The following is a 23,428-nucleotide window of genomic DNA, read 5'->3' on the forward strand; positions in this document are numbered from 1 at the left end:
CTAGCGGGCCCCGTTCCCGTCCGTGTGCTCCTTCAGGACGGGTCCGACGACGCGCAGGGCGGCCGGCGACGTCATGCCCCAGTGGGTGCTGGCCACGCGATGGTTGCGGACATCGCCACTGACGTACTTCTCCCAGCCCGTCGCCGCGAGTTGTCCCGTCGGATCATCCTCGCCCGCAGTGAAGAACAGCACCTCGCCGTCGAAGATCTCGGGCCGGTACGCCGCGGTCAGCTCCGAGTTGTGCTCGGCCGCGACGAGGAGCCGGCCGACGATCTCGGTGGCGCGTTCCTCGCTCTGCCCGGTCAGCAAGCCGAACATTGCAGCAACCTGGTCCAGGGTCATGTCCGTGACCTGCTGGTCACCGACCCCGTCCATCCCCATGCCGCTGAGCAGGTCTCCCATCGTCAGCTCGGCACCTCCACCGGTCGCAACGACTGCGGCCTCACTCTCGGCGGTGTAACTGTCGAGCATCGCCAGCAGTTCCACCGTCTCGCCCTCTTCCTGCAGTTGCACCGCAATGGCGTGGCTGATCACGCCGCCGAGCGACCAGCCGAGCAGGTGGTACGGCCCGGACGGCTGCACCCGACGGATCTCGCGGAGGTAGACCTCCGCGACGGCCTCGATCGAACCGGGCAGCTCGCCGTCGCCCAGCACCGCCGGCGTCTGCAGTCCGTAGATCGGCCGGTCCGCGTCGACATGCTGGGCCAGCCCCGTGTAACACCAGGCCAGTCCGACAATCGGGTGGACACAGAACACCGGCGGCCGTGACCCCGTCGTGCGGATCGGGAACAGTACCTCGAAGGTCTGGTCGGCGTCGGTGTCGCCGCGCTCGATCTGCCGGGCCAGTGCCTCCGGCGTGGGATCGGAGAACAGCCACGGCATCTGCACGATGGTGTCGAGTTCGGTCCGCAGCCGGCTCACCACACGCATCGCGCTCAGCGAGTTGCCACCGAGGTCGAAGAAGCTGTCGTCCAGCCCCGCTCGGTCCACCCCGAGCACCTCGACGAACGCCGAGGCGATCGCCAGTTCCGTCGGCGACACCGGTGCGCGGTACTCACGTACCTCCGCCGCCGGCGCCGGCAAGGCCCGGCGGTCGAGCTTGCCCGACGAGTTGAGCGGGAAGTCGTCGAGCACCAAGATCTGCGACGGCACCATGTACGACGGCAATGCCGCCCCCACCGCAGACTTCAGCGCGACCGGATCGAGCACCGCCCCCGGCTCCCCGACGACATAGCCGACGAGCATGTCCCCGGCAGTCGCCTGATGCGTTACCACGACAGCGGCCCGCGCCACACCGGCCGACCGGGTCAGCGCCGCCTCGATCTCGCCGAGCTCGATGCGCAGTCCACGCAGCTTGACCTGGAAGTCGGTGCGGCCCAGGAACTCCAACTGACCGTCCCGGTTCCACCGAACTAGGTCACCGGTGCGGTACATCCTGCCGCCACCGGACCCGAACGGATCGGCCACGAAACGATCGGCGGTCAGGTCCGGACGGCCCTGATAGCCACGGGCCACCTGGTCGCCGGACAGGTAGAGCTCACCCGGCACGCCCACCGGAACCGGCTTCAGGCGTGTGTCCAGCACGTACGCACCGGTGTTCCACACCCCACGCCCGATCGGCACCACCGCACCAACCTCGCCTTCGACGCGGTAGGCGGTCGAGGTCACCGTGACCTCGGTGGGTCCGTAGGTGTTGTCGAGAACGGCATCGGTCCGGTCGGCGAAGCGCCGGGCCAGGTCGGCCGACAACTCCTCGCCGCCCGCGAGGACGTACCGCAGCGACGACGGCAGTTGCAGCGACGGGTCCGCAAGGAAGACGTCGAGCATCGACGGCACGAACTCGGTGACCGTCACCTCCCACTCCTCCAACGTCGCCGCCAGGTACTCGGGGTCGCGATGGCCGTCCGGCTTCGCCACCACCAGCCGGGCCCCGGCGTGCAGGGGCAGGAACAGTTCCCACACCGACACGTCGAAGGTGACGGGGGCCTTCTGCAGCACCGTGTCGGACGGGCCGAGCGGATACCGGCCCTGCATCCACGCAATCTGGTTCACGGCCGCGTCGTGACTGACCGCCACACCCTTCGGCCGTCCCGTCGATCCCGAGGTGAAGATCACGTAGGCCGTGTTCTCGCCCCGCAACGGCGCGCACCGCTCGGTGTCCGCGACCGGAAGCCCGGAGAAGTCCGAGACGTCCAGTTCGTCGAGGTTCACCGACCGAATGCCCTCCGGGCATTCGAATGCGTCCCGCGCGGTCGACAGCACGATCGTCGCGCCGGAGGTGCCGAGAATGTACTCGGATCGCTCCATCGGCTGATCCGGGTCCAATGGCACGTAGCCGCCGCCGGCACGGACTATCGCGTACATCCCGATCACCATCTCCAACGAGCGGTGCACCGCCAGTCCCACGAGCGACTCGGGCCCCACCCCCTGCGAGATCAGCCAGCGCGCGTGACGGTTGACCGCCGCGTCGAACTCCGCATAGGTCAGGTGCCGGCCCTCGAAGACCACCGCCGTCGCGTTGGGAGCGGCGGCGACCTGGGCGTCGAATCCGTCGAGCAGCACGCCGGCCGGCATCGGCACCGCGGTCTGGTTCCAGTCCTCGAGCATCGTGCGCCGCTCGTCGTCGTGCAGTAGGTCGACGTCCCCGACGGGCACCGCCTCGGTCGCGACCACTGCACGGAGCACACGCTGGAACGACTCCACGAACCTCGTGATCGTCGACTCGTCGAACAGGTCCGTCGAGTACGTCAGGTTGGCGACGATTCCGTCCGGCCGACGGTTGTCGTCGTACCGGTCGGAAAAGGCGAAGTCGAGGTCGAACTGGGTGACGACCGTGTCGAGTTCGACACCGGAGACACGCAGACCCGCCAACTCGAAGTCCGTACGCCCGAGATTCTGGAACGCCATCGACACCTGGAACAGCGGTGAATGCGCCTGGGAACGAACGGGATTCAGCGCATCTACCAGCCGCTCGAACGGCACGTCCGCGTTCGCGAAGGCCGCCAGATCCGATTCCCGAACCTGCGCGAGCACCTCCGCGAAATCGGCCTCGGGACGAATATCGGTACGCAGCACCAGGGTGTTGACGAACATGCCGACCACATCGTCGAGCGCCGCCTCACCACGCCCGGCGATCGGAGAGCCGATCACGACATCCCGGGATCCGCTCAGCCGGCTCAACAACACCGCCAGCGCTGTGTGGACCACCATGAACGGGGTCGCCTGGCGCGCTCTCGCGTACTCGCTCAGCGCCAGGTGCAGGTCCGCCTCGATCTCGAAGGTCGTCGCGGCACCCCGGTTCGACGCGATCGCGGGACGCGGCCGATCCGTAGGCAGTTCGATCAGTTCCGGAAGCCCTGACAACGCAGACGTCCAGTACCCGAGCTGCTTCGAGAGCAACGACTCCGGATCCTCCTCGGACCCGAGCACCTCCCGCTGCCACAGCGCGAAGTCCGCGTACTGCACCGCGAGCGGTTCCCAGGTGGGCGCTTCCCCGAGACTGCGGGCGGCATAGGCCACCATCACGTCACGAGCCAACGGCCCCACCGACCAGCCGTCTGCACTGATGTGGTGCACCACGAACACCAAGACGAACTCGTCGTCTCCGACTTCGAACAACGCTCCGCGCAGCGGGACGTCCGACGTCACGTCGAACCCCTGCGAGAGCAGTCCGACGACTCGCCCAAGCACCTCGCCGGGTGCAACCGGGATCGGCGTCATCGCCGGTACCGCTCGCGTAGCCGGAACGATCACCTGGTACCCGGAACCGTCGGCTTCGGGGTACACGGTGCGCAACGACTCGTGCCGTTCGAGCACGTCACCGACCGCGGCCCGCAGCGCCACGACGTCAAGTTCTCCCGAGAGCCTGATCGCCAACGGAATGTTGTACGCGGGCGACGCCGGATCGAACTGGTTGAGGAACCACATCCGAGACTGAGCCAGCGACAGCGGAATTCGCTCCGGACGTGGCGCCGCCACCAGCGCCTTCCGCCCACCCGAACCCACATGCCGCTCCACCGCGACGGCGAGCCCAGCGACCATCGAGGCCTCGAACAGCACCCGCACCGGCACCTGCGTGTCCAGCGCCGCGCCGAGGCGCGAGATCACCTGGGTGGCGATCAGCGAGTTGCCGCCGAGCTCGAAGAAGTCGTCGTCGGCACCGACCCGCTCGATCCCGAGCACCTCGGCGAACACGCCCGCCACGATCTCCTCGATCGGCGTCGACGGCGCGCGGAACTCGCGCGCCGCGAACTCCGGCACCGGCAGCGCCCGCTTGTCCAGCTTTCCGTTGACCGTCACCGGCAGCGCGTCGAGGACCACCACCTGCGCCGGCACCATGTACGCCGGCAACGAACCCGCCAGCTCGTCGCGCAACACCTGCTGGTCGAGGGCGACCTCCGGGTCGGCGACGACGTAGCCGAGCAACCGCTGCCCGGTGTGCGGGTCCTCGTGCACCGTCACCACGGCCTGCGCCACGCCGTCGCACCCGGCCAGGGCCGCCTCGATCTCACCGAGTTCGATCCGCAGCCCGCGCAACTTCACCTGCGAGTCGGCGCGGCCCTGGAAGTCCAACTGACCGTCGGCGGTCCAGCGCACCAGGTCGCCGGTGGCGTACATCCGGGTCCCGGCCTCGCCGAACGGGTTCGCCACGAACTTGCTCGCGGTGAGCTCCGCGCGGTCGTGGTAGCCCCGGGCCAGTCCGAGCCCGGACACGTACAGCTCACCCACCACGCCGAGGGGCACCGGCCGCAGCCGCGTGTCGAGCACCATCGCGCCGACGCCCCCGACCGGCGGACCGATGGTGATCCGGTCACCGACCGAGATCGGCCCGGTCAGGGTGACGACGATCGTGGTCTCCGTCGGTCCGTAGCCGTTGATGAATCGCCGACCCGGCGCCAAGCGCGCCACCAGCTCCGGCGGGCAGACGTCGCCGCCCACCGCGACCATCTCCAGTGCAGGCAGGTCCTCGGGCCGAATGGTCCCGAGCGCGGCGGGCGCGCTCATCACGTGGGTGACCGACTCCTCGCGCAACAGCGCCGCGAGCTCGTCGCCGCCCATCACCGCCGGCGGCGCGACCACCATGGTCGCGCCGGCACTGAACGAGGCGAGCATCTCGAACAGCGACGCGTCGAAGCTGGCGGAAGACAGGCGGAGCACCCGTGACTGCGCGGTGATCGCCATGTCCGGGTTGGCGTCCGCGGTGAACGGGGCGAGGCCGGTATGGCTCACCGCCACGCCCTTCGGCATGCCGGTGGAACCCGACGTGTAGATCATGTACGCCACGTTGTCCGCGGAGAGCGGCGTCGTCCGGTCCCGGTCGGTGACCGGGCCGTCGGACCAGCCCTCGGCCACCTCGCCGTCCAGCTCGACCCACTCGGTGATGCCCGGCAGGCCCTCACGGATCCCGGCGACCGTCAGGCCCAGCGCCGCACCGGAATCGGTGAGGATGTGCTCGATCCGCGCGGCCGGCAGCGCCGGGTCCACCGGCACGAAGGCCGCGCCGGCCTTGGCGACCGCCCACATCGCGACCACTGCCTCGACCGACCGCGGGAACGCCAGCGCCACGAAGGACTCCGGGCCGACGCCACGCGAGATCAGCAGCCGCGCCAGGCGGTTCGAGTCGCAGTCGAGCTCGGTGTAGGACACCTGGCGGCCGGACGCGGTCAGCGCGGCCTTGCCCGGGTCCAGGGCAGCACCGGCAGTGAGGATCTCCGGGAGCAGCCGCACCGGCAGTGGCGTCGCGGTCGCCCGCTCGGCGAGCACGGCGCGTTCCGCCTCGTCGAGCAGGTCGAGTTCGCCGACCGGCAGGGCCGGGTCGGCGGCAACGGCCCCGAGCAGCCGCACCAGTCGCGCGACGAATCCGCGCACCGTCGACTCGTCGAACAGGTCCGCCGCGTAGGTCACCGAACCCATCAGTCCGTCCTCGGAGTCCCGGAAGGTCAGCTCCAGGTCCAGCTTCGCGACCGCGATCTCCGCGTCGAGCGCGGACACCTCGATGCCCGGCAGCTCGAACGACGTCGCCCCCAGGTTCTGCAGCGCCAGCGCCACCTGGAACAGCGGCGAATGTGCCTGCGACCGAGGCGGGTTCACCACCTCGACGACCCGCTCGAACGGCACCTCGGCATTGCCGAACGCGGCCAGGTCCACCGCGCGGGCCTGCGCCAGCAACTCCGTGAATCCGAGCGTCGGGTCCACCTCGGTGCGCAGCACCAGCGTGTTGACGAACATGCCGACCAGGTCGTCGAGTGCAGCCTCGCCGCGACCGGCGATCGCGGTGCCGACGGTGATGTCCGTCGACCCGCTGAGCCGAGACAGCGTCGCCGCCAGCGCGGCGTGCAGGACCATGAACAGGGTGGACTGCTCGGCCAGCGCGAGCTCCCGCAGGCGACCGGCCAGTTCGGCGTCGACGCCGAACTCGGTGCGCGCCCCGCGCATCGACATCACCGGCGGGCGCGGACGGTCTGTCGGCAACTCCAGCATTGCCGGCACGCCCGCCAACTGCTCACCCCAGTAGCCGAGCTGAACCGCGGCCAGCGACTCCGGGTCGTCCTCCGACCCGAGCACCTCTCGCTGCCACAGCGCGAAGTCCGCGTACTGCACCTCGAGCGGCTCCCACGTCGGCGCCAGCCCCCCGGCGCGGGTGGCGTAGGCGACCATCACGTCGCGCGCCAACGGCGCCAGGGAGAAGCCGTCCGCACTGATGTGGTGCACCACGACCGCGAAGACGTGCTCCGCAGTGCCGGTCTTGAACAGCCTGGCACGCAACGGAATCTCCGTCGAGACGTCGAATCCGCGGGACACGAAGTCGAACAGCGAGGCCGTCAGCACATCCTCGGACACCTCCGTCTCGTCGAGGTCCGCCTCGATCTCGCCGACACCGACCACCACCTGGGAGGGACCGGCCGCCGAGTTCGGGAACACGGTGCGCAACGACTCGTGCCGTGCCAGCACGTCCCCGACGGCCGCTCGCAGCGCCGCCACGTCGAGTTCCCCGGTCAGCCGGATCGCCAGCGGGATGTTGTAGGCCGGCGAGCTGGTGTCGAACTGGTTGACGAACCACATCCGGGACTGCGCGAGCGAGAGCGGGATCCGCTCCGGCCGCGGACCAGCCACCAGCGCGACCCGTCCGCCGCCGCCGACGTGCCGCTCCGCCGCGACCGCGAGCCCGGCGACCGTCGAGGCCTCGAACAGCACCCGCACCGGCACCTGCGTGTCCAACGCGGCACCGAGCCGCGAGATCACCTGGGTGGCGATGAGCGAGTTGCCGCCGAGCGCGAAGAAGTCGTCGTCGGCGCCGACCCGCTCGACCCCGAGCACGTCCGCGAACACGCCGGCCACGATCTCCTCGATCGGCGTCGACGGCGCCCGGAACGCGACGGCCTCGAAGGCCGGCACCGGCAGGGCCTTGCGGTCGAGCTTGCCGTTGACCGTCACCGGCAGCGCGTCGAGGACCACCACCTGCGCGGGCACCATGTACGCCGGCATCGATGCCGACAGCTCGCTGCGCAGCTTCTGCGGGTCGAGCGCGACCTCCGGGTCGGCGACGACGTAGCCGAGCAACCGCTGCCCGGTGTGCGGGTCCTCGTGCACCGTCACCACGGCCTGCGCCACGCCGTCGCAGGCGAGGAACGCCGACTCGATCTCGCCGAGTTCGATTCGCAGTCCGCGCAGCTTGACCTGTGAGTCGGCGCGGCCGACGAAGTCCAGGTCACCGTTCGCCGTCCAGCGCACCAGGTCGCCGGTGAGGTACATCCGGGTCCCGGCCTCGCCGAACGGGTTGGCCACGAAGCGGGCCGACGTGAGGTCGGTACGGTCGTGGTAGCCGCGGGCCAGACCGGCACCTGACAGGTACAGCTCGCCCACCACGCCGATCGGCACCGGCCGCAGCCGCGCGTCGAGCACGACTGCGCCGACGCCGCCGATCGGTGCGCCGATGGTGATCCGGTCACCGGCGGCCAGCGACGCGGTCCGGGTGACGACGATGGTGGTCTCGGTGGGGCCGTAACCGTTGAAGAACCGCCGACCGGGTGCGAGCCTGGCCACCAGTTCCGGCGGGCAGACGTCGCCGCCGACGCCCACCACCTCGAGATCGGGCAGGTCCTCGGCGCGCATGGTCCCCATCGCCGCGGGCGCGCTCATCAGGTGGCTCACCCGCTGATCGCGCACCAGTCCCGCGAGTTCGTCACCGCCGACGACCTCCGGCGGCGCCACCACCATGGTCGCGCCGGTGCTGAAGGACGTCAGCATCTCGAACATCGAGGCGTCGAAGCTGGCCGAGGCCAGTCGAAGCACACGTGATGTGGCGGTGATGACCATTTCGGGGTGGGCGTCCGCGGAGAACGCGGACAGCCCGGTGTGGGTGACCACCACGCCCTTGGGCATGCCGGTCGAGCCCGAGGTGTAGATCATGTACGCGACGTTGGTGGCGGACAGCGGCGCCGTCCGGTCCCGGTCGGTGACCGGTGCGTCGGACAGACCCTCGGCCAGGGCGGCGTCGAGTTCGAGCCACTCGGTGGTGCCCGGCATGTCCTCGTGGACCCCGGCGAGCGTCAGGCCGAGCGCCGCACCGGAGTCGGTGAGGATGTGCTCGATCCGCGCGATCGGCAGCGCCGGGTCCACCGGCACGAACGCGGCCCCACTCTTGGCGACCGCCCACATCGCGACGACCGATTCGAGGCTCCGCGGGAACGCCAGCGCCACGAAGGTCTCGGGTCCCATTCCTCGCGAGATCAGCAGCCGCGCAATCCGGTTCGACGTCGCGTCGAGCTCCGCGTAGGTCATCTCGGCGCCGGATCCGATCAGCGCGACCTTCTCCGGGTCCAGTGCCGCACCGGTGGCGAGCATCTCCGGCAGCAGCCGCGCCGGCAGCGGTCGCGCGAGCGCCCGCTGCGCCAGGGTCGCCCGCTCGCTCTCGTCGAGCAGGTCCAGCTCGCCGACCACCACGGCCGGCTCGGCCACGACCGAGCCCAGCAGCCGCACCAGGCGCTCGACGAAGGTCCGCGCCGTGGACTCGTCGAACAGGTCCGCGGCGTACGTCAGCGAACCGGCCAGGCCGTCCGCGCTCTCCCGGAACGTCAGCTCGAGGTCCATCTTCGCGACCGAGGCGTCCGCCTCGAGCGCCGACACCTCGATGCCCGGCAGCTCGAACGAGGCCAACCCCTGGTTCTGCAGCGACAGGGCCACCTGGGCCAGCGGCGCGTGCGCCTGCGAACGCGGCGGGTTCACCACCTCCACGACCCGCTCGAACGGCACGTCGGCGTGACCGAACGCCGCCAGGTCCACCGCGCGGGTCTGCGCCAGCAACTCGGTGAAGGTCAGGGTCGGGTCCACCTGGGTGCGCAGCACCAGGGTGTTGACGAACATGCCGACCACGTCGTCGAGTGCGGCCTCGCCGCGACCGGCGATCGGGCTGCCGACGGTGATGTCGGTGGATCCGCTCAACCGGGCCAGCTGCACCGTCAGCGCCGCGTGCAGCACCATGAACAGCGTGGACTGACGCCCCCGAGCCAGGTCCGTCAACTGCTCCAGCAGCTCCGCGTCGATCGTGAAGTCGGTGCGCGCGCCGCGCATCGACGCCAGCTGCGGGCGCGGGCGGTCCGTCGGCAGCTCCAGCAGCGCGGGTGCCCCGGAGAGCTGCTCGACCCAGTAGCCGAGCTGGACCGCTGCCAGCGACTCCGGGTCGTCCTCCGACCCGAGCACCTCGTGCTGCCACAGGGCGAAGTCCGCGTACTGCACCTCGAGTGGCGCCCACGTCGGGGCCTGCCCCTCGGCGCGCGCCAGGTAGGCCACCATCAGGTCCCGCGCCAACGGGCCTGCCGAGAAGCCGTCCGACGAGATGTGGTGCACCACGAACGCGAAGACATGCTCCGATGCCGATGCCCGGAACAGGCGTGCGCGCAACGGGATCTCCGCCGACACGTCGAAGCCCCGCAACGCAAACTCGGTGAACGCGGCCATCATGCCGTCCGACGACGCCGTCACCTCGTCGAGGTCCAGCCGGACGTCGTCGATGCCGACGACCACCTGGGACGGTCCGTCCGCCGAGTTGGGGAACACCGTCCGCAGCGACTCGTGCCGCGCCAGCACGTCACCGACGGCCGCCCGCAGCGCCGCGACGTCCAGGTCGCCCGACAGCCGCACCGCGACCGGAATGTTGTAGGCAGGCGAGGCGGTGTCGAACTGGTTGATGAACCACATCCGGGACTGTGCGGGCGAGAGCGGGATCCGCTCCGGCCGCGGACCCGCCACCAGCGCCGGGCGCCCACCGGAGCCCGCGTGCTGCTCGAGTGCCACGGCCAGCGCCGCCACCGACGATGCCTCGAAGAGCACTCGCACCGGCACCTGCGCATCCAGCACCGCACCCAGCCGCGAGACCACCTGCGTCGCAATCAGCGAGTTGCCGCCGAGCGTGAAGAAGTCGTCGTCCGCGCCGACCCGCGGCACTCCGAGCACGTCCGCGAACACGCCGGCCACGATCTCCTCGATCGGGGTCGACGGCGCCCGGAAGGCCCGCACCTCGAACACCGGAGCCGGCAGCGCCTTCCGATCCACCTTGCCGTTGGCACTCAACGGCATCCGATCGAGCACCGTCACCGACACCGGCACCATGTACGCGGGCAGCCGCCTCGCAAGCGCCGACCTCAGGTCGTCCGCCGAGACGGTCCTACCCGCCGCCGCCACCACATAGCTCACCAACCGGTCACCGAGATGCCGGTCGTGATGCAGCACGACCACGGCCTGACCGACCGAACCATGTTCGAGCAACGCGGCCTCGATCTCGCCGAGCTCGATTCGCTGACCCCGCAGCTTCACCTGGAAGTCCGAGCGTCCGATGTACTCGAGGTGGCCGTCGCCATTCCACCGCACCAGGTCACCCGTGCGGTACATCCGGGAACCGTTGTCCCCGAACGGGTTGGCCACAAAGCGATCCGCCGTCAGGTCGAACCGGCCACCGTAGCCGCGGCCCACGCCGACTCCGCCGACGTACAGCTCACCCTCCACACCGGCCGGGACCAGCTGCATCCGACGGTCCAGCACGAACAGATCGATGTTCGCGACCGGCGATCCGATCGGCACTCCGGGGCCGTCGGTGACCGTTGCGCCGAAGAAGGAGACCACGTCCGAGGCCTCGGTCGGTCCGTAGCTGTTGACCACCCGCAGACCCGAATTCATCAGCGCCTCGAGCTTGCCGAGCCGGATCGCCTCGCCACCGAGGAAGACCACCTCGAGGGCGGACAGGACACCGTCGGCGTCGCTGTCGACAACCGCCTCGAACGCGCTGGGCGACATGTTCGCCACCGCGACACCCGAACCGACCGTGGCGGCGGCCTCGACAATCCGCAGGATGTCCCGCGGATCGAAGCCGTCCGCGGCGAGATGGATCGCCCGACCCTCCGTCAGCGCGGCCCACACGTTCTTCTGCGTCAGGTCGAAACTCGGCGAGGAGGCGATCAGCAGTCCTCCGTCGCCGGAAGGCAGCTCACTGCGGTACCAGGCCAAGGTGTTCTCGATACCCGCCATCGGCACCAGCGTCGGCTTCGGCTTGCCGGTCGACCCGGACGTCGAGATGACGTAGCCCAGACGAGCGCCGGCCCCGGGCTCACGCCAACGGTCGACCGGACGCGCGAGCGGGCCTGCCGCCACGCCGAACTCGCCCGTCTGCACGACGTCGACCGAAAGGTCGCGGGCCGTGTCGCTCACCACGCACCGGGCTCCGGTGTCCGCGACGATGGACTCGATCCGTTCTGCGGGATAGGTCGGGTCGATCGGCGCGTAGGCCGCCCCCGCCTTCCACACGGCCAGCATCGCAACGATCCATGCCACCGACCGCGGCAGCACCAGGGCCACCACGTCGTCGGCTCCGACGCCCCGTCGGACCAGCTCGGCCGACAACGCGGTCGATCGTGTGTCGAGCTCCGCGTAGGTCACCGATTCGTCACCGGCCGCGACCGCGACCGCGTCGGGGAACCGGTCCACCCGGTCACCGAACAGCGACACCGGTGACGTCACCGAGGACGGCGAACGACGGCCCCGCGACCACCCGAGCACTCGGGCGCGCTCGACCTCGTCGAGGATCTGGACGTCCCCGACCGCGACGGACATGTCGGTCACAATCGTGGACAGGATTCCGCGGAACGTCTCGGCGAACGACGCGATCGTCGACTCGTCGAAAAGATCTGTCGCGTACTCGAACTCGGCGAGCATCCCCCCGCCGCCCGCATCAACCTCGGACATCGTCAGCTGCAGGTCCACCTTCGCGGCGCCCGCGTCGTAGTCGACCCCGGAAATCGTCAGTCCCGGCAGCTCGAGCGAGGCCTGCGCGAAGTTCTGGAACACCAACATGACCTGGAACAGCGGGTGTCGGGCCTGCGAGCGAGCCGGGCTGAGCACCTCGACCAGTCGCTCGAACGGCACATCCGCATGCCCGAACGCCTGCAGATCCGACACCCGGGTACGCGCGAGCAGGCCCGCGAGGGATTCCGCCTGGTCGAGCGCCGTTCGCAGCACCAGTGTGTTGACGAACATGCCGACGACGTCGTCGAGCGCCGCCTCGCCGCGCCCTGCCACGGGGGTGCCGACTGCAATGTCGTCGGTACCGGACAGCCGCGAGAGCAGGACGGCCAGGGCCGCGTGCACGACCATGAACAGTGTGACGTGGTTCTCCCGCGCCACCCGGTTCAGCCCGTGCTGCAGGTCAGCGTCGAGCGAGAAGCGATGCCGCGCACCACGGTACGAGGCGACGCTCGGCCGCGGCCGGTCACCCGGCAGGTTCAGCTGGTCCGGCAGGCCCTCCAGAGCGACCCGCCAGTGGGCGAGCTGGCCGGCGATCAAGGACGTCGGATCGTCCTCGGAACCGAGGACCTCACGCTGCCACAGCGCAAAATCCGCATACTGCACGGCCAACGGCGCCCAGCCCGGCGCCTCCCCACGACTGCGGGCCTCGTAGGCCACCATCACGTCGCGGGCCAGCGGCCCGACGGAGAACCCGTCGGCGGCGATGTGGTGCACGACGACGACGAGGACGTGGTCGGTGTCGGAGAGCTCGAACAGTCGTGCCCGCACCGGAGCACCGGTCGTGACGTCGAAGCCTGCCGAGGCGACCTCGGCCAACGCCGGAATCAGCGCCTCCGGCGTGACCGGCAGGCCGACGATGTCGACTCCGGCCTCGGATGATGTCAGGATCCGCTGCCGCGGACCGTCGTCCGAGCCGGGGAAGACGGTCCGCAGGGACTCGTGCCGCTCGAGCACATCGGCCAGCGCGGCGCGCAGCGCCGCGACGTCCAACTGCCCCGACAGCCGCAGCGCGATCGGCACGTTGTACGCCGCCGACTCGGGATCGAACTGGTTGAGGAACCACATCCGGGACTGCGCCAGCGAGAGCGGGATCCGCTCCGGGCGCGGGCCGGCGACCAGAGCCGCACGTCCACCCGTCCCGGCGTGCCGCTCGACGGCCACCGACAACGCCGCCACCGTGGACGCCTCGAACAGCATCCGCACCGGCACCTGGGTCGCCAACGCCGCGCCGAGGCGCGAGACCAGCTGGGTGGCGATCAACGAGTTCCCGCCGAGCGCGAAGAAGTCGTCGTCCACGCCGACCCGCTCGATGCCGAGCACGTCCTCGAACACGCCGGCCACGATCTCCTCGATCGGGGTCGACGGCGCGCGGAAGGCCCGCGCCTCGAACTCCGGCACCGGCAACGACTTCCGGTCCAGCTTGCCCACCACGGTGCGCGGGAGCTCGTCGAGCACGACGATCTGCGCCGGCACCATGTACGCCGGCAACGACCCGGACAGCGCGTCGCGCAGCACCTGCGGATCGAGGGCGGTGTCCGCGTCGCCGACCACGTAGCCGAGCAACCGCTGGCCTGTGTGCGGGTCCTCGTGCACCGTCACCACCGCCTGCGCCACCCCGTCGCAGCCCGCAAGTGCCGCCTCGATCTCACCGAGCTCGAGGCGCAGTCCGCGCAGCTTGACCTGCGCGTCGCCGCGACCGACGAAGTCCAGCTCACCTGTGGCGGTCCAGCGCACCAGGTCGCCGGTGGCGTACATCCGGCTACCGGGCAGACCACCCGGGTTCGCGACGAAGCGGCCCGCGGTCAACGCGGCCTGCTCGTGATACCCCCGGGCCAGCCCGGCACCGGACAGGTACAGCTCACCCACCACACCGACCGGCACCGGCCGCAGCCGGGCGTCGAGCACCGCCGCGCCCGCACCGCCGATCGGCACACCGATGGTGATCCGGTCGTCGACAGAGAACGGCTCGGTCAGGGTGATGACGATCGTGGTCTCGGTCGGGCCGTAGCCGTTGACGAACCGTCGCCCCGGCGCCAAGCGCGCCACCAACTCCGGCGGGCACACGTCACCGCCGACTCCCACCATCTCGAGGTCCGGCAGGTCCTCCCCGCGCAGGGTCCCCAACGCCGCGGGCGCACTCATCACGTGGCTCACCCGCTCGTCCCGCAACAGCACCGCGAGCTCGTCGCCGCCCACGACCTCCGGCGGCGCGACCACCATGGTTGCGCCGGTACTGAACGCGCCCAGCATCTCGAACAGCGACGCGTCGAAGCTCGCCGACGACAGCCGCAGCACCCGCGACGCGGCGGTGATCGCCATCTCCGGACGTGCCTCGGCGGTGAATGCCGTGAGGCCGGTGTGGGTTACCGCCACGCCCTTCGGCGTACCCGTCGACCCCGACGTGTAGATCATGTACGCGACGTTTTCCGCGGACAGCGGTGCCGTCCGGTCACCATCCGCGACCGAGCCGTCCGGCAGCCCCTCGGCGACGTCGCCGTCGAGCTCGAGCCACTCGACGATGCCCGGCAGCCGGTCGCGGACCCGGGCCACCGTCAGCCCCAGCGCCGCACCGGAATCGGTCAGCATGTGCTCGATCCGCGCGTCCGGCAGCGCCGGATCCACCGGTACGAACGCCGCGCCGGTCTTGGCGACCGCCCACATCGCGACCACCGACTCCACCGACCGCGGGAACGCCAGCGCCACCACCGACTCGGGTCCGGCGCCCCGCGAGATCAGCAGCCAGGCAAGACGGTTCGACGTTGCGTCGAGCTCGGCGTAGGTCATTTCGGTGCCGGACATCGTCAGTGCGACCTTCTCCGGGTCCAGCGCCGCGCCCGTGCTCAGGATCTCCGGCATCAGCCGGACCGGATGCTGCGTCGCGATCGCCCGCTCCGCGAGCACCGACAGCTCTCCCCCGTCGATCAGGTCGACCTCGCCGACGAGGACCGCAGGGTCGGCCGAGACCGAGCCCAGCACCCGGACCAGCCGGTCGACGAACCGCTGCGCGGTGCCGCCGTCGAACAGGTCCGCCGCGTAGGTCAACGAGCCCGACATGCCCTCCTCGCCCTCGCGGAAGGTCAGCTCCAGATCGGTCTTCGCGACGTCGATCTCCGGGTCGAGCATCGTCACCCGCACGTCCGGCAGCTCGAGCGAGCCGACGCCCTGACTCTGCAGCGACAGCGCGACCTGGAACAGCGGCGAATATGCCTGCGAGCGGGGCGGGTTGGCGACCTCGACGACCCGTTCGAACGGCACGTCGGCGTGCCCGAATGCGGCCAGGTCGACCCCGCGGGTCTGGGCCAGCAGGTCCGCGAAAGTGAGCGTCGGGTCCACCTCGGTGCGCAGCACCAGGGTGTTGACGAACATGCCCACCACGTCGTCCAGCGCCGCCTCGCCGCGGCCGGCGATCGGGCTGCCGACGGCGATGTCGGTGGAGCCGCTGAGCCTGGCGAGCTGAAGCGACAGCGCCGCGTGCAGGACCATGAACAGGGTCGAGCGGTGCTCGAGCGCGAGACCGTTGAGTCGCTCGGTCAGTTCCGCACCGACCACGAAGTCGACGCGGCCGCCGCGGTAGGACGCGACCGCCGGCCGGGACCGGTCTGTGGGCAGTTCCAGCACGCCCGGGACGCCGGCCAGCCGCTCCGCCCAGTAGGCCAGCTGGACCGACGCCAGCGATTCCGGGTCGTCCTCGGACCCGAGCACCTCACGCTGCCACAGCGCGTAGTCCGCGTACTGCACCGCCAGCGGCGCCCAGTCCGGGCACTCGCCACGAGTCCGGGCCTCGTAGGCGGTGAACACATCGCGGGCCAGCGGCAGGGTCGAGAAGCCGTCTGCGCTGATGTGGTGAACCACCAGCACCAGCACGTGCTCGCTCGCGTCGAGGCGGAACATGCCGCCGCGCAGGGGGATGGCGGCGGTCACGTCGAAGCCGCCGGAGACAAGACCGAAGATCGCGGTCCGCAACTCGTCCTCACCGTCGACATCGACCGGGGTGAGGTCCAGCGCCACCTCGGTGCCGGCCAGGATTCGTTGCTGCGGACCCTGATCGGAGTCCGGGAAGAGGGTGCGTAGGGACTCGTGCCGGTCGATGACGTCGCGCACGGCGGCCGCGAGCGCGGCGGCGTCCAGGGCGCCGGTCAGCCTGACCGCGAGTGGGATGTTGTACACCGCGGACGCGGAATCGAATCGGTTGAGGAACCACATCCGCTGCTGGGCCAGTGAGAGCGGGATCCGCTCGGGCCGCTCCCCCGCGACCAGCGGGATCCGGTCCGCGGCCTCGTGGGTGTCCACCAGGGTCGCCAGGCCCGCCACGGTCGAGTTGCCGAAGACCTCCCGAACCCGCAGATCGGTGCCCGCGGTGGCGTTGACCCGGGCCACCACCTGGGTCGCGCTGAGCGAGTTGCCGCCCAGCGCGAAGAAGTCGTCGTCCGCACCGACCCGCTCGGTCCCGAGTACCTCGGCGAAGATGTCGGCAACCACCTGTTCGGTGGCCGTCCGCGGCGGCAGGTACTCGCGCACCTCGAACACCGGCGCCGGCAAAGCCTTCCGGTCCAGCTTGCCACCCGGCGTCAGCGGCACCGTCTCGAGCACCGTCACCGACGCCGGCACCATGTACTCCGGCAACCGATCCCGCACGAAGGCGGTCAGCGCGGCGGTGTCCACCTCGACACCCGCCCGCGGCAGCACGTACGCGACCAGCGACCGGCCACCGGCCGGGCCGTCGAATCCGACCGTCGCCGCGAAGTCGACATCCGCATGGGCGGACAGCACCGCGTCGATCTCACCCAACTCGATCCGGTGGCCGCGGATCTTCACCTGGGCATCGGTCCGTCCGAGGTACTCGAGAGTCCCCTCCCGCGTCCAGCGCACCAGGTCACCGGTCCGGTACAGCCGCGAACCGGCCGCTCCGAACGGGTTCGCCACGAACCGCTCCGCCGTCAACGACAGGCGGGCATGGTAGCCACGCGCCAACCCGGCGCCCGACAGGTACAGCTCACCCGCGACACCGACCGGCACCGGATGCAACCGGGCATCGAGCACCACGACGTCGGTCCCGACGACCGGGCCACCCAGCGTCACCGGAGCGCCGGGCACCATCGGATCCGAGTGGGCCGCAACCACTGTCGACTCGGTCGGCCCGTACGCGTTGAACATCCGGCGTCCCGGCGCCCACCGCTCCACCAACGACGTCTCGCAGGCGTCGCCGCCGACGACGACCACCTCGAGCAGGTCGAGGCCCGCCGGGTCCACCGTCGCCAGGGCCGCCGGCGTCACGAACGCATGCGTCACGCGTTCCGCGCGCAACAGCCCGGCGAGGGTGTCGCCGCCGTAGACCTGCGTCGGCGCCACCACCATCGTGGCCGCGCCGCCGACCGCCATCATCAGTTCCAGGATCGACGCGTCGAAGCTCGGCGACGCGAAGTGCAGTGTCCGAGAGTCGCTGCGAACCCCGTACCGGGCGCGCTGGTCACTCGCGAACGCACCCAGACCGGCGTGCGTGACCACCACGCCCTTCGGGACGCCCGTCGACCCCGACGTGTAGATCACGTAGGCCGGACTCTCCGGACGCACCACACCGGACAGCTCGCCGTCGGTGATCGTCGCCGAACTCCTGGCCGCGACTCGCTCCGCGTCGACCGCGTCGTCGAGCATCAGCCACCGGACCGACTCGCCGAGCGCGCCTCGGCTCCGTTCCACCGTGAGACCGATCGCCGCACCGGAATCGGAGAGCATGTGCTCGATCCGCTCGGCCGGATAGGTCGGATCCACCGGCAGGAATGCCGCACCCGTCTTGGCGACCGCCCACACCGCCGTGACGGATTCGACCGACCGCTCCAGGGCCACCGCCACACACGACTCCGGTGCCGCTCCCCTGGCGATCAACTCACGCGCGACCCGGTTCGAGCGGGCATCCAACTCGGCGTAGGACAGAACTGTCCCCTCGAACGACAGCGCGTCCCCGGCCGGATTCGCCGACACGGCCTGCGCCAGCAACGATGCCAGGGTCGGACCGACCGGCTCGGGCCGTGACGGCGCCGCACCCAATTCCCGCAACGACATTCGCTCGGCCGCGTCGAGGATCTCGATGTCGCCGACCGGGACCGCGGGCGTGCGCACCGCGGCGGTGAGGATCCGCAGGAAGCGCGTGGCGAACTCGACCACGGTTGCCTCGTCGAACAGGTCACTCGCATAGACGAACTCGGCTGCGGCACCCTCGCCGTCCACCAGCTCGCCGACCGTCAGCTGAAGGTCGAACTTCGCGACCCCGAAGTCGAGGGGTTCGCGGTGGATCTGCAGACCGGGCAGGGCAAAGCCGTCGACCTGCAGGTCCTCAAACGCCAGGACCACCTGGAACAGTGGGTGGTACGCCGTGGATCGGGCCGGGGCCACCACCTCGACCAGGCGCTCGAACGGCACGTCCGCCTGCCCGAACGCGGCGAGGTCGACGTCCCGAATGTCGCGGAGCAGTTCGTCGAAGGTCAGCGCGCCGGCGACGTCCGAGCGCAGCACCAGCGTGTTGACGAACATGCCCACCACGTCGTCGAGCGCGGACTCACCGCGGCCGGCGACCGGGGTACCGATCGCGATGTCGGTGGACTCGCTCAGCCTGGCCAGCAGCACCGCGAGCGCGGCGTGCAGCACCATGAACGGCGTCGCGTTCGCACGGCGGGCCAGCTCCCGGACGCCGTGGTAGACGTCGGCGTCGATGCTGAACGGCACTCCGGCGCCGCGATAGGTCGGGGACGTGGGACGCCGGTGGTCGTGCGGCAGCGCGAGCAGGTCCGGCAGTCCGGCCAACTGCTGCGACCAGTACCCGAGCTGGCGTGCAGCCAGAGACTGCGGGTCCGATTCCGACCCGAGGATCTCCTGCTTCCACAGCGCGTAGTCAGCGTACTGCACCGGCAACGGCTCCCATCCGGGCGCCGTGCCGTGTGCGCGAGCGCTGAACGCGGACATGACATCACGTGCCAACGCCTGCATCGACCAGCCGTCGATGCTGATGTGGTGCACCACCATCGACAGGACGTGCTCGCCGGGGGCCACCCGGAACAGGCGCAGCCGGATCGGCAACTCGGTGGTGACGTCGAACCCGCCCGCCACCTCCGCGCGCAGGCGGTCCGCCAGGTCGGCCGACGCCACCACGGCGACCGGCAGGCCGACCACGACGTCGCCCGCCGCCAGGATCTGCTGGCTGGGGCCGTCGACCGAGTCCGGGTAACGGGTGCGCAGGGACTCGTGCCGGCCCGTGACGTCGGCGACCGCGTCCTGCAGCGCGTCGATGTCGAGCGTGCCGCTCAGTCGCAGTGCCACGGCGACGTTGTAGGCACCGGAGCTGGTGTCGAACTGGTTGAGGAACCACATCCGGGACTGCGCCGGCGAGAGCGGGATCCGGTCGGGACGGACCGCCGGTACCAGCGGCCGTCGCACACCGGTGCCGTTGGCGTCGTCGAGCCGGGCGGCGAGCGCCCCGACAGTGGGTGCCTCGAACAGGTCTCGGACGCTCACCCGCACGCCGAGTTCGGCGTCGAGCCGGGCGAGCAGTCGGGTGGCGAGTAACGAGTTGCCGCCGAGGTCGAAGAAGTTGTCCGATGTACCGACCCGGTCCGCGCCCAGCAGCTCGGCACAGACCCCCGCGACCACGACTTCGGTGGCGGTGACGGGGGCGGCGAACTCCGCGCCGGCGAACTCGGGTTCGGGCAGAGCCTTCCGGTCGAGCTTGCCGTTGGCATTCAGCGGAAGCGCGTCGAGCACGACCACTACCGAGGGCACCATGTACGCCGGCAGGTCGCGCCCCAGGGAGTCGAGCAGCGCCGCACGGTCGATCTCCGCACCGACCGCCGGCACCACGTAGCCGGCGAGGTACTCACCACGGGCTCCCCCGCGCAGCAGCACCGCGGCCTGGGCGACCGAGTCGTCACGCGTGAGCGCCGACTCGATCTCGCCCAGCTCGATTCGCTGGCCACGCAGCTTCACCTGGAAGTCGGTGCGCCCCAGGTATTCCAGTTCACCCTGTGCGTTCCACCGCGCCAGGTCGCCGGTCCGGTACATCCGCGCGCCGGGGCGGCCGAACGGGTCGGGCACGAATCGGTCCGCCGTCAGGTCCGGCCGCTGGACGTACCCGCGCGCCAACTGGACGCCCGCGAGATAAAGCTCTCCCGCGGCGCCGACCGGGAGTGGACGCAGCCTGGCGTCCAGCACGTAGGTCTGGGTGTTCCACACCGGCGCACCGATCGGGACAACCGTCTCCGCACGGTGCGTCTCGTGGAAAGTGACGTCGACCGACGCCTCGGTCGGGCCGTACAGGTTATGCAGCCGTGCCCGACTGCGCCGGTGGAACTCGGCGACTGCACTGGCCGGCAGCGCCTCGCCGCTGGCGAACACATGGCGCAGGGACTCGCACCGGGACAGGTCGGCGTCGGCGAGGAACAGCTCGAGCATCGACGGCACGAAGTGCAGCGTCGTGATCCGCTGGTCGTGGATCACCGCCTCGAGGTACCGCGGGTCGCGGTGGCCGTCGGGTTCGGCGATGACCATTCGTGCGCCGGTCTGCAACGGCCAGAACAGTTCCCACACGGACACGTCGAAGGTGACCGGGGTCTTCTGCAGTACCGCGTCCTCGCCGCCGAGCGGGTACCTGCTCTGCATCCACAGCAACCGGTTGACGATGCCGGAGTGCGGCACCGCGACGCCCTTGGGCCGCCCGGTCGAGCCGGACGTGTAGATCACGTACGCCGTGTTGTGGTCGCGCAACGGCGCCCGCTCCGACGCCGTCAGCGGCGCATCGTCGAGGCCGGACAGGTCCAGGGTGTCCACCGCCACAGTCGCCGCGGCGTCGGCCATGCCGGCGGCGTCTGCCGAGGTGGTCAGTACCAGCACCGGCCGGGCCTGGGACAGAACGTATCCCGTCCGCTCGGCGGGCTGGTCGGGGTCGATCGGCACGTACGCGCCGCCCGCGGCGAGGACCGCGTAGATGCTGACCATCAGGTCGACGGAACGTCGCATCGACACCGCGACCATCGACTCGGGTCTCACTCCGGCGGCGAGCAGGTGCCGTGCCATGCGATTGACTCGTCGGTCGAGTTCGAGGTACGAAACGCACTCGTCGCCGGCGACCAGCGCGACCGCGTCCGGGGTCGCGGCAACCTGCTCGACGAACAGGTCGACCAGGGTGGCCGGGGCCACCGGGTGGTCGGTGTCGTTCCACTCCGAGACCACCAGGTCTCGCTCACCCGGGGTGAGGATGTCGATCTCCGCGATCGCGAGGTCGGGCTGCGCCGCCATGGTGTCCAGGATGCGGATCAGGCGGGAGGACAACAGCGTCACGGCGGCGCGGTCGAAGGACTGCGGCGCGAACCGCAGGCTCAGGCGCAGCCGTGGGTCGAGGATCGACATCAGGGTCAGCGGGAAGTGCGTCGCGTCATGCGCGTCGAGGTCGAGCACCCGCATCCCACCGATGTCGGTGTTCTCGTCGAACCCGGACTTGTCGACGGGGTACGACTCGAACACCGTCAGGGTGTCGAAGAGCTCCCCCACCCCGACGGCGGCCTGGATGTCGCCGAGACCGACGTGGTGGTGGTCGAGCAGGTCTGCCTGGTCGCCCTGCAGCCGGGAGAGGAACGCCGTGACCGACTCGTCCGGGTCGATGCGGACGCGGACGGGCACGGTGTTGATGAACAGGCCCAGCATCGACTCGACGCCTGCCAGCTGCGGCGGGCGTCCGGACACGGTGGCGCCGAAGGTGACGTCTTCGCGGGAGAGCAACCGGGCCAGCAGCAGACCCCACGCCGCCTGGATCACCGTGTTCACGGTGATCCCGTGCTCGCGGGCCATCCGGCCGATCCCGTCCTCCAGCCCGGCGGGCAGGTCGACGGTCAACTCCTCGGGCAGCGGGCCGTGCTCCCCCGGCACCCGGGCGGGCGCGAGCAGGGTCGGCTCGGCGACGCCGTCGAGGGCCCGCGCCCAGGCGGCGTGCGCGGCGTCGGCGTCGGACTCGCCCAGCCAGGCCAGGTACTCGCGGTAGGAGCGTGGCCGGGCCAGCCCGACGACGTCGGCACCGGCGGCGTAGGAGACCAGCAGTTCGCGGACCAGCAGCGGCATCGACCAGCCGTCGAGCACGATGTGGTGGTTGGTGACGGCGAGCGTGTAACGCTCAGGTGCCGTGTGGACCAGAAGGATCCGCAGCAGCGGCGGCGCGGCCATGTCGAACCGCTCGGTGCGCTCGTCGTCGAGCAGCTTCTGCAGGCGCACCTCCCGCTCGTGCTCCGGCAGCGCCCGGACGTCGACCTCGCGCCACGGCACGTCGACGTGCTCGAGCACGATCTGCACCGCGGTGCCGTCCTCGGCGTACCCGAACGCGGTGCGGAGGTTTTCGTGGCGGCGCACCAGATCCGCCACGGCAGAACGCAACCGGCTCGAGTCGACGACGCCGGCCAGGCTCAGCCGCAGCTGCGCGGTGTAGACGTCGACCGTCTGCTCCGACAGCTCGGCGTGGAAGAGCAGGCCGCGCTGCAGCGGCGAGAGCGGCCACACGTCGGACAGCAGCGGGTAGCTGCGCTCCCACCGGTCGAGCTCGTGCTGGCGCACCCGGACCAGCGGCAGGTCCGAGGGGGTGAGTCCACCGGCGCCGGGCTGCTCGGCGTGCGAGGCAAACGCCAGGAGCGCGCATCGCCACAGGCTGGCGAGCTCGCCGACGTCCTCGGCGGTGAGCAGGCCTGTCGGGAATGCGAAGGTGGCCGACAGGCGCGGCCCGTCGAGCTCGTCGTCGACCACGGCGTTCACGTCCACCGCCGCGGCGACGGTCATGCCGGGTCCGCTGGTGGCGTTGAGGTCCGGTGCGTCCGTGTCCGGGATCCAGCCGAGGCCGCGCAGCGCCTCGGGCACCTGCGCCGCACCGGTGCGGCCGAGGTAGTTGAAGCTGACCTGTGGCTGGCCCAGGGACGCGAGCACCGGAGCGGTCTCCTCGTCGAGGTACCGCAGCACACCGAATCCGACACCGCGGTTCGGCACCTCGTGCAGCTGCTCCTTGACCGCCTTCATCACGGCGGCGGCCGCGTGACCGCCGACCATGGCGTCGTCGAGGTCCACCGCGCCCAGGTCCAGCCGCACCGGGAACATGCTGGTGAACCAGCCCACG

1 protein-coding gene (cut by a window edge) is annotated in these 23,428 nt (G+C 70.7%); it reads right to left on the reverse strand.

Annotated elements, in window-relative coordinates:
- On the reverse strand, positions 1 to 23,428 hold the 3' portion of the coding sequence (locus RT2_RS06160; RefSeq protein WP_072843658.1) for a non-ribosomal peptide synthetase. The gene runs 4,094 nt beyond the window's last position; 23,428 of the gene's 27,522 nt are visible here — the last part of the coding sequence; its start codon lies beyond the right edge, outside the window — the gene reads right to left on this strand; its stop codon occupies positions 1 to 3.

Source organism: Rhodococcus tukisamuensis NBRC 100609, assembly GCF_001894985.1.
Lineage (GTDB): Bacteria > Actinomycetota > Actinomycetes > Mycobacteriales > Mycobacteriaceae > Rhodococcus_G > Rhodococcus_G tukisamuensis.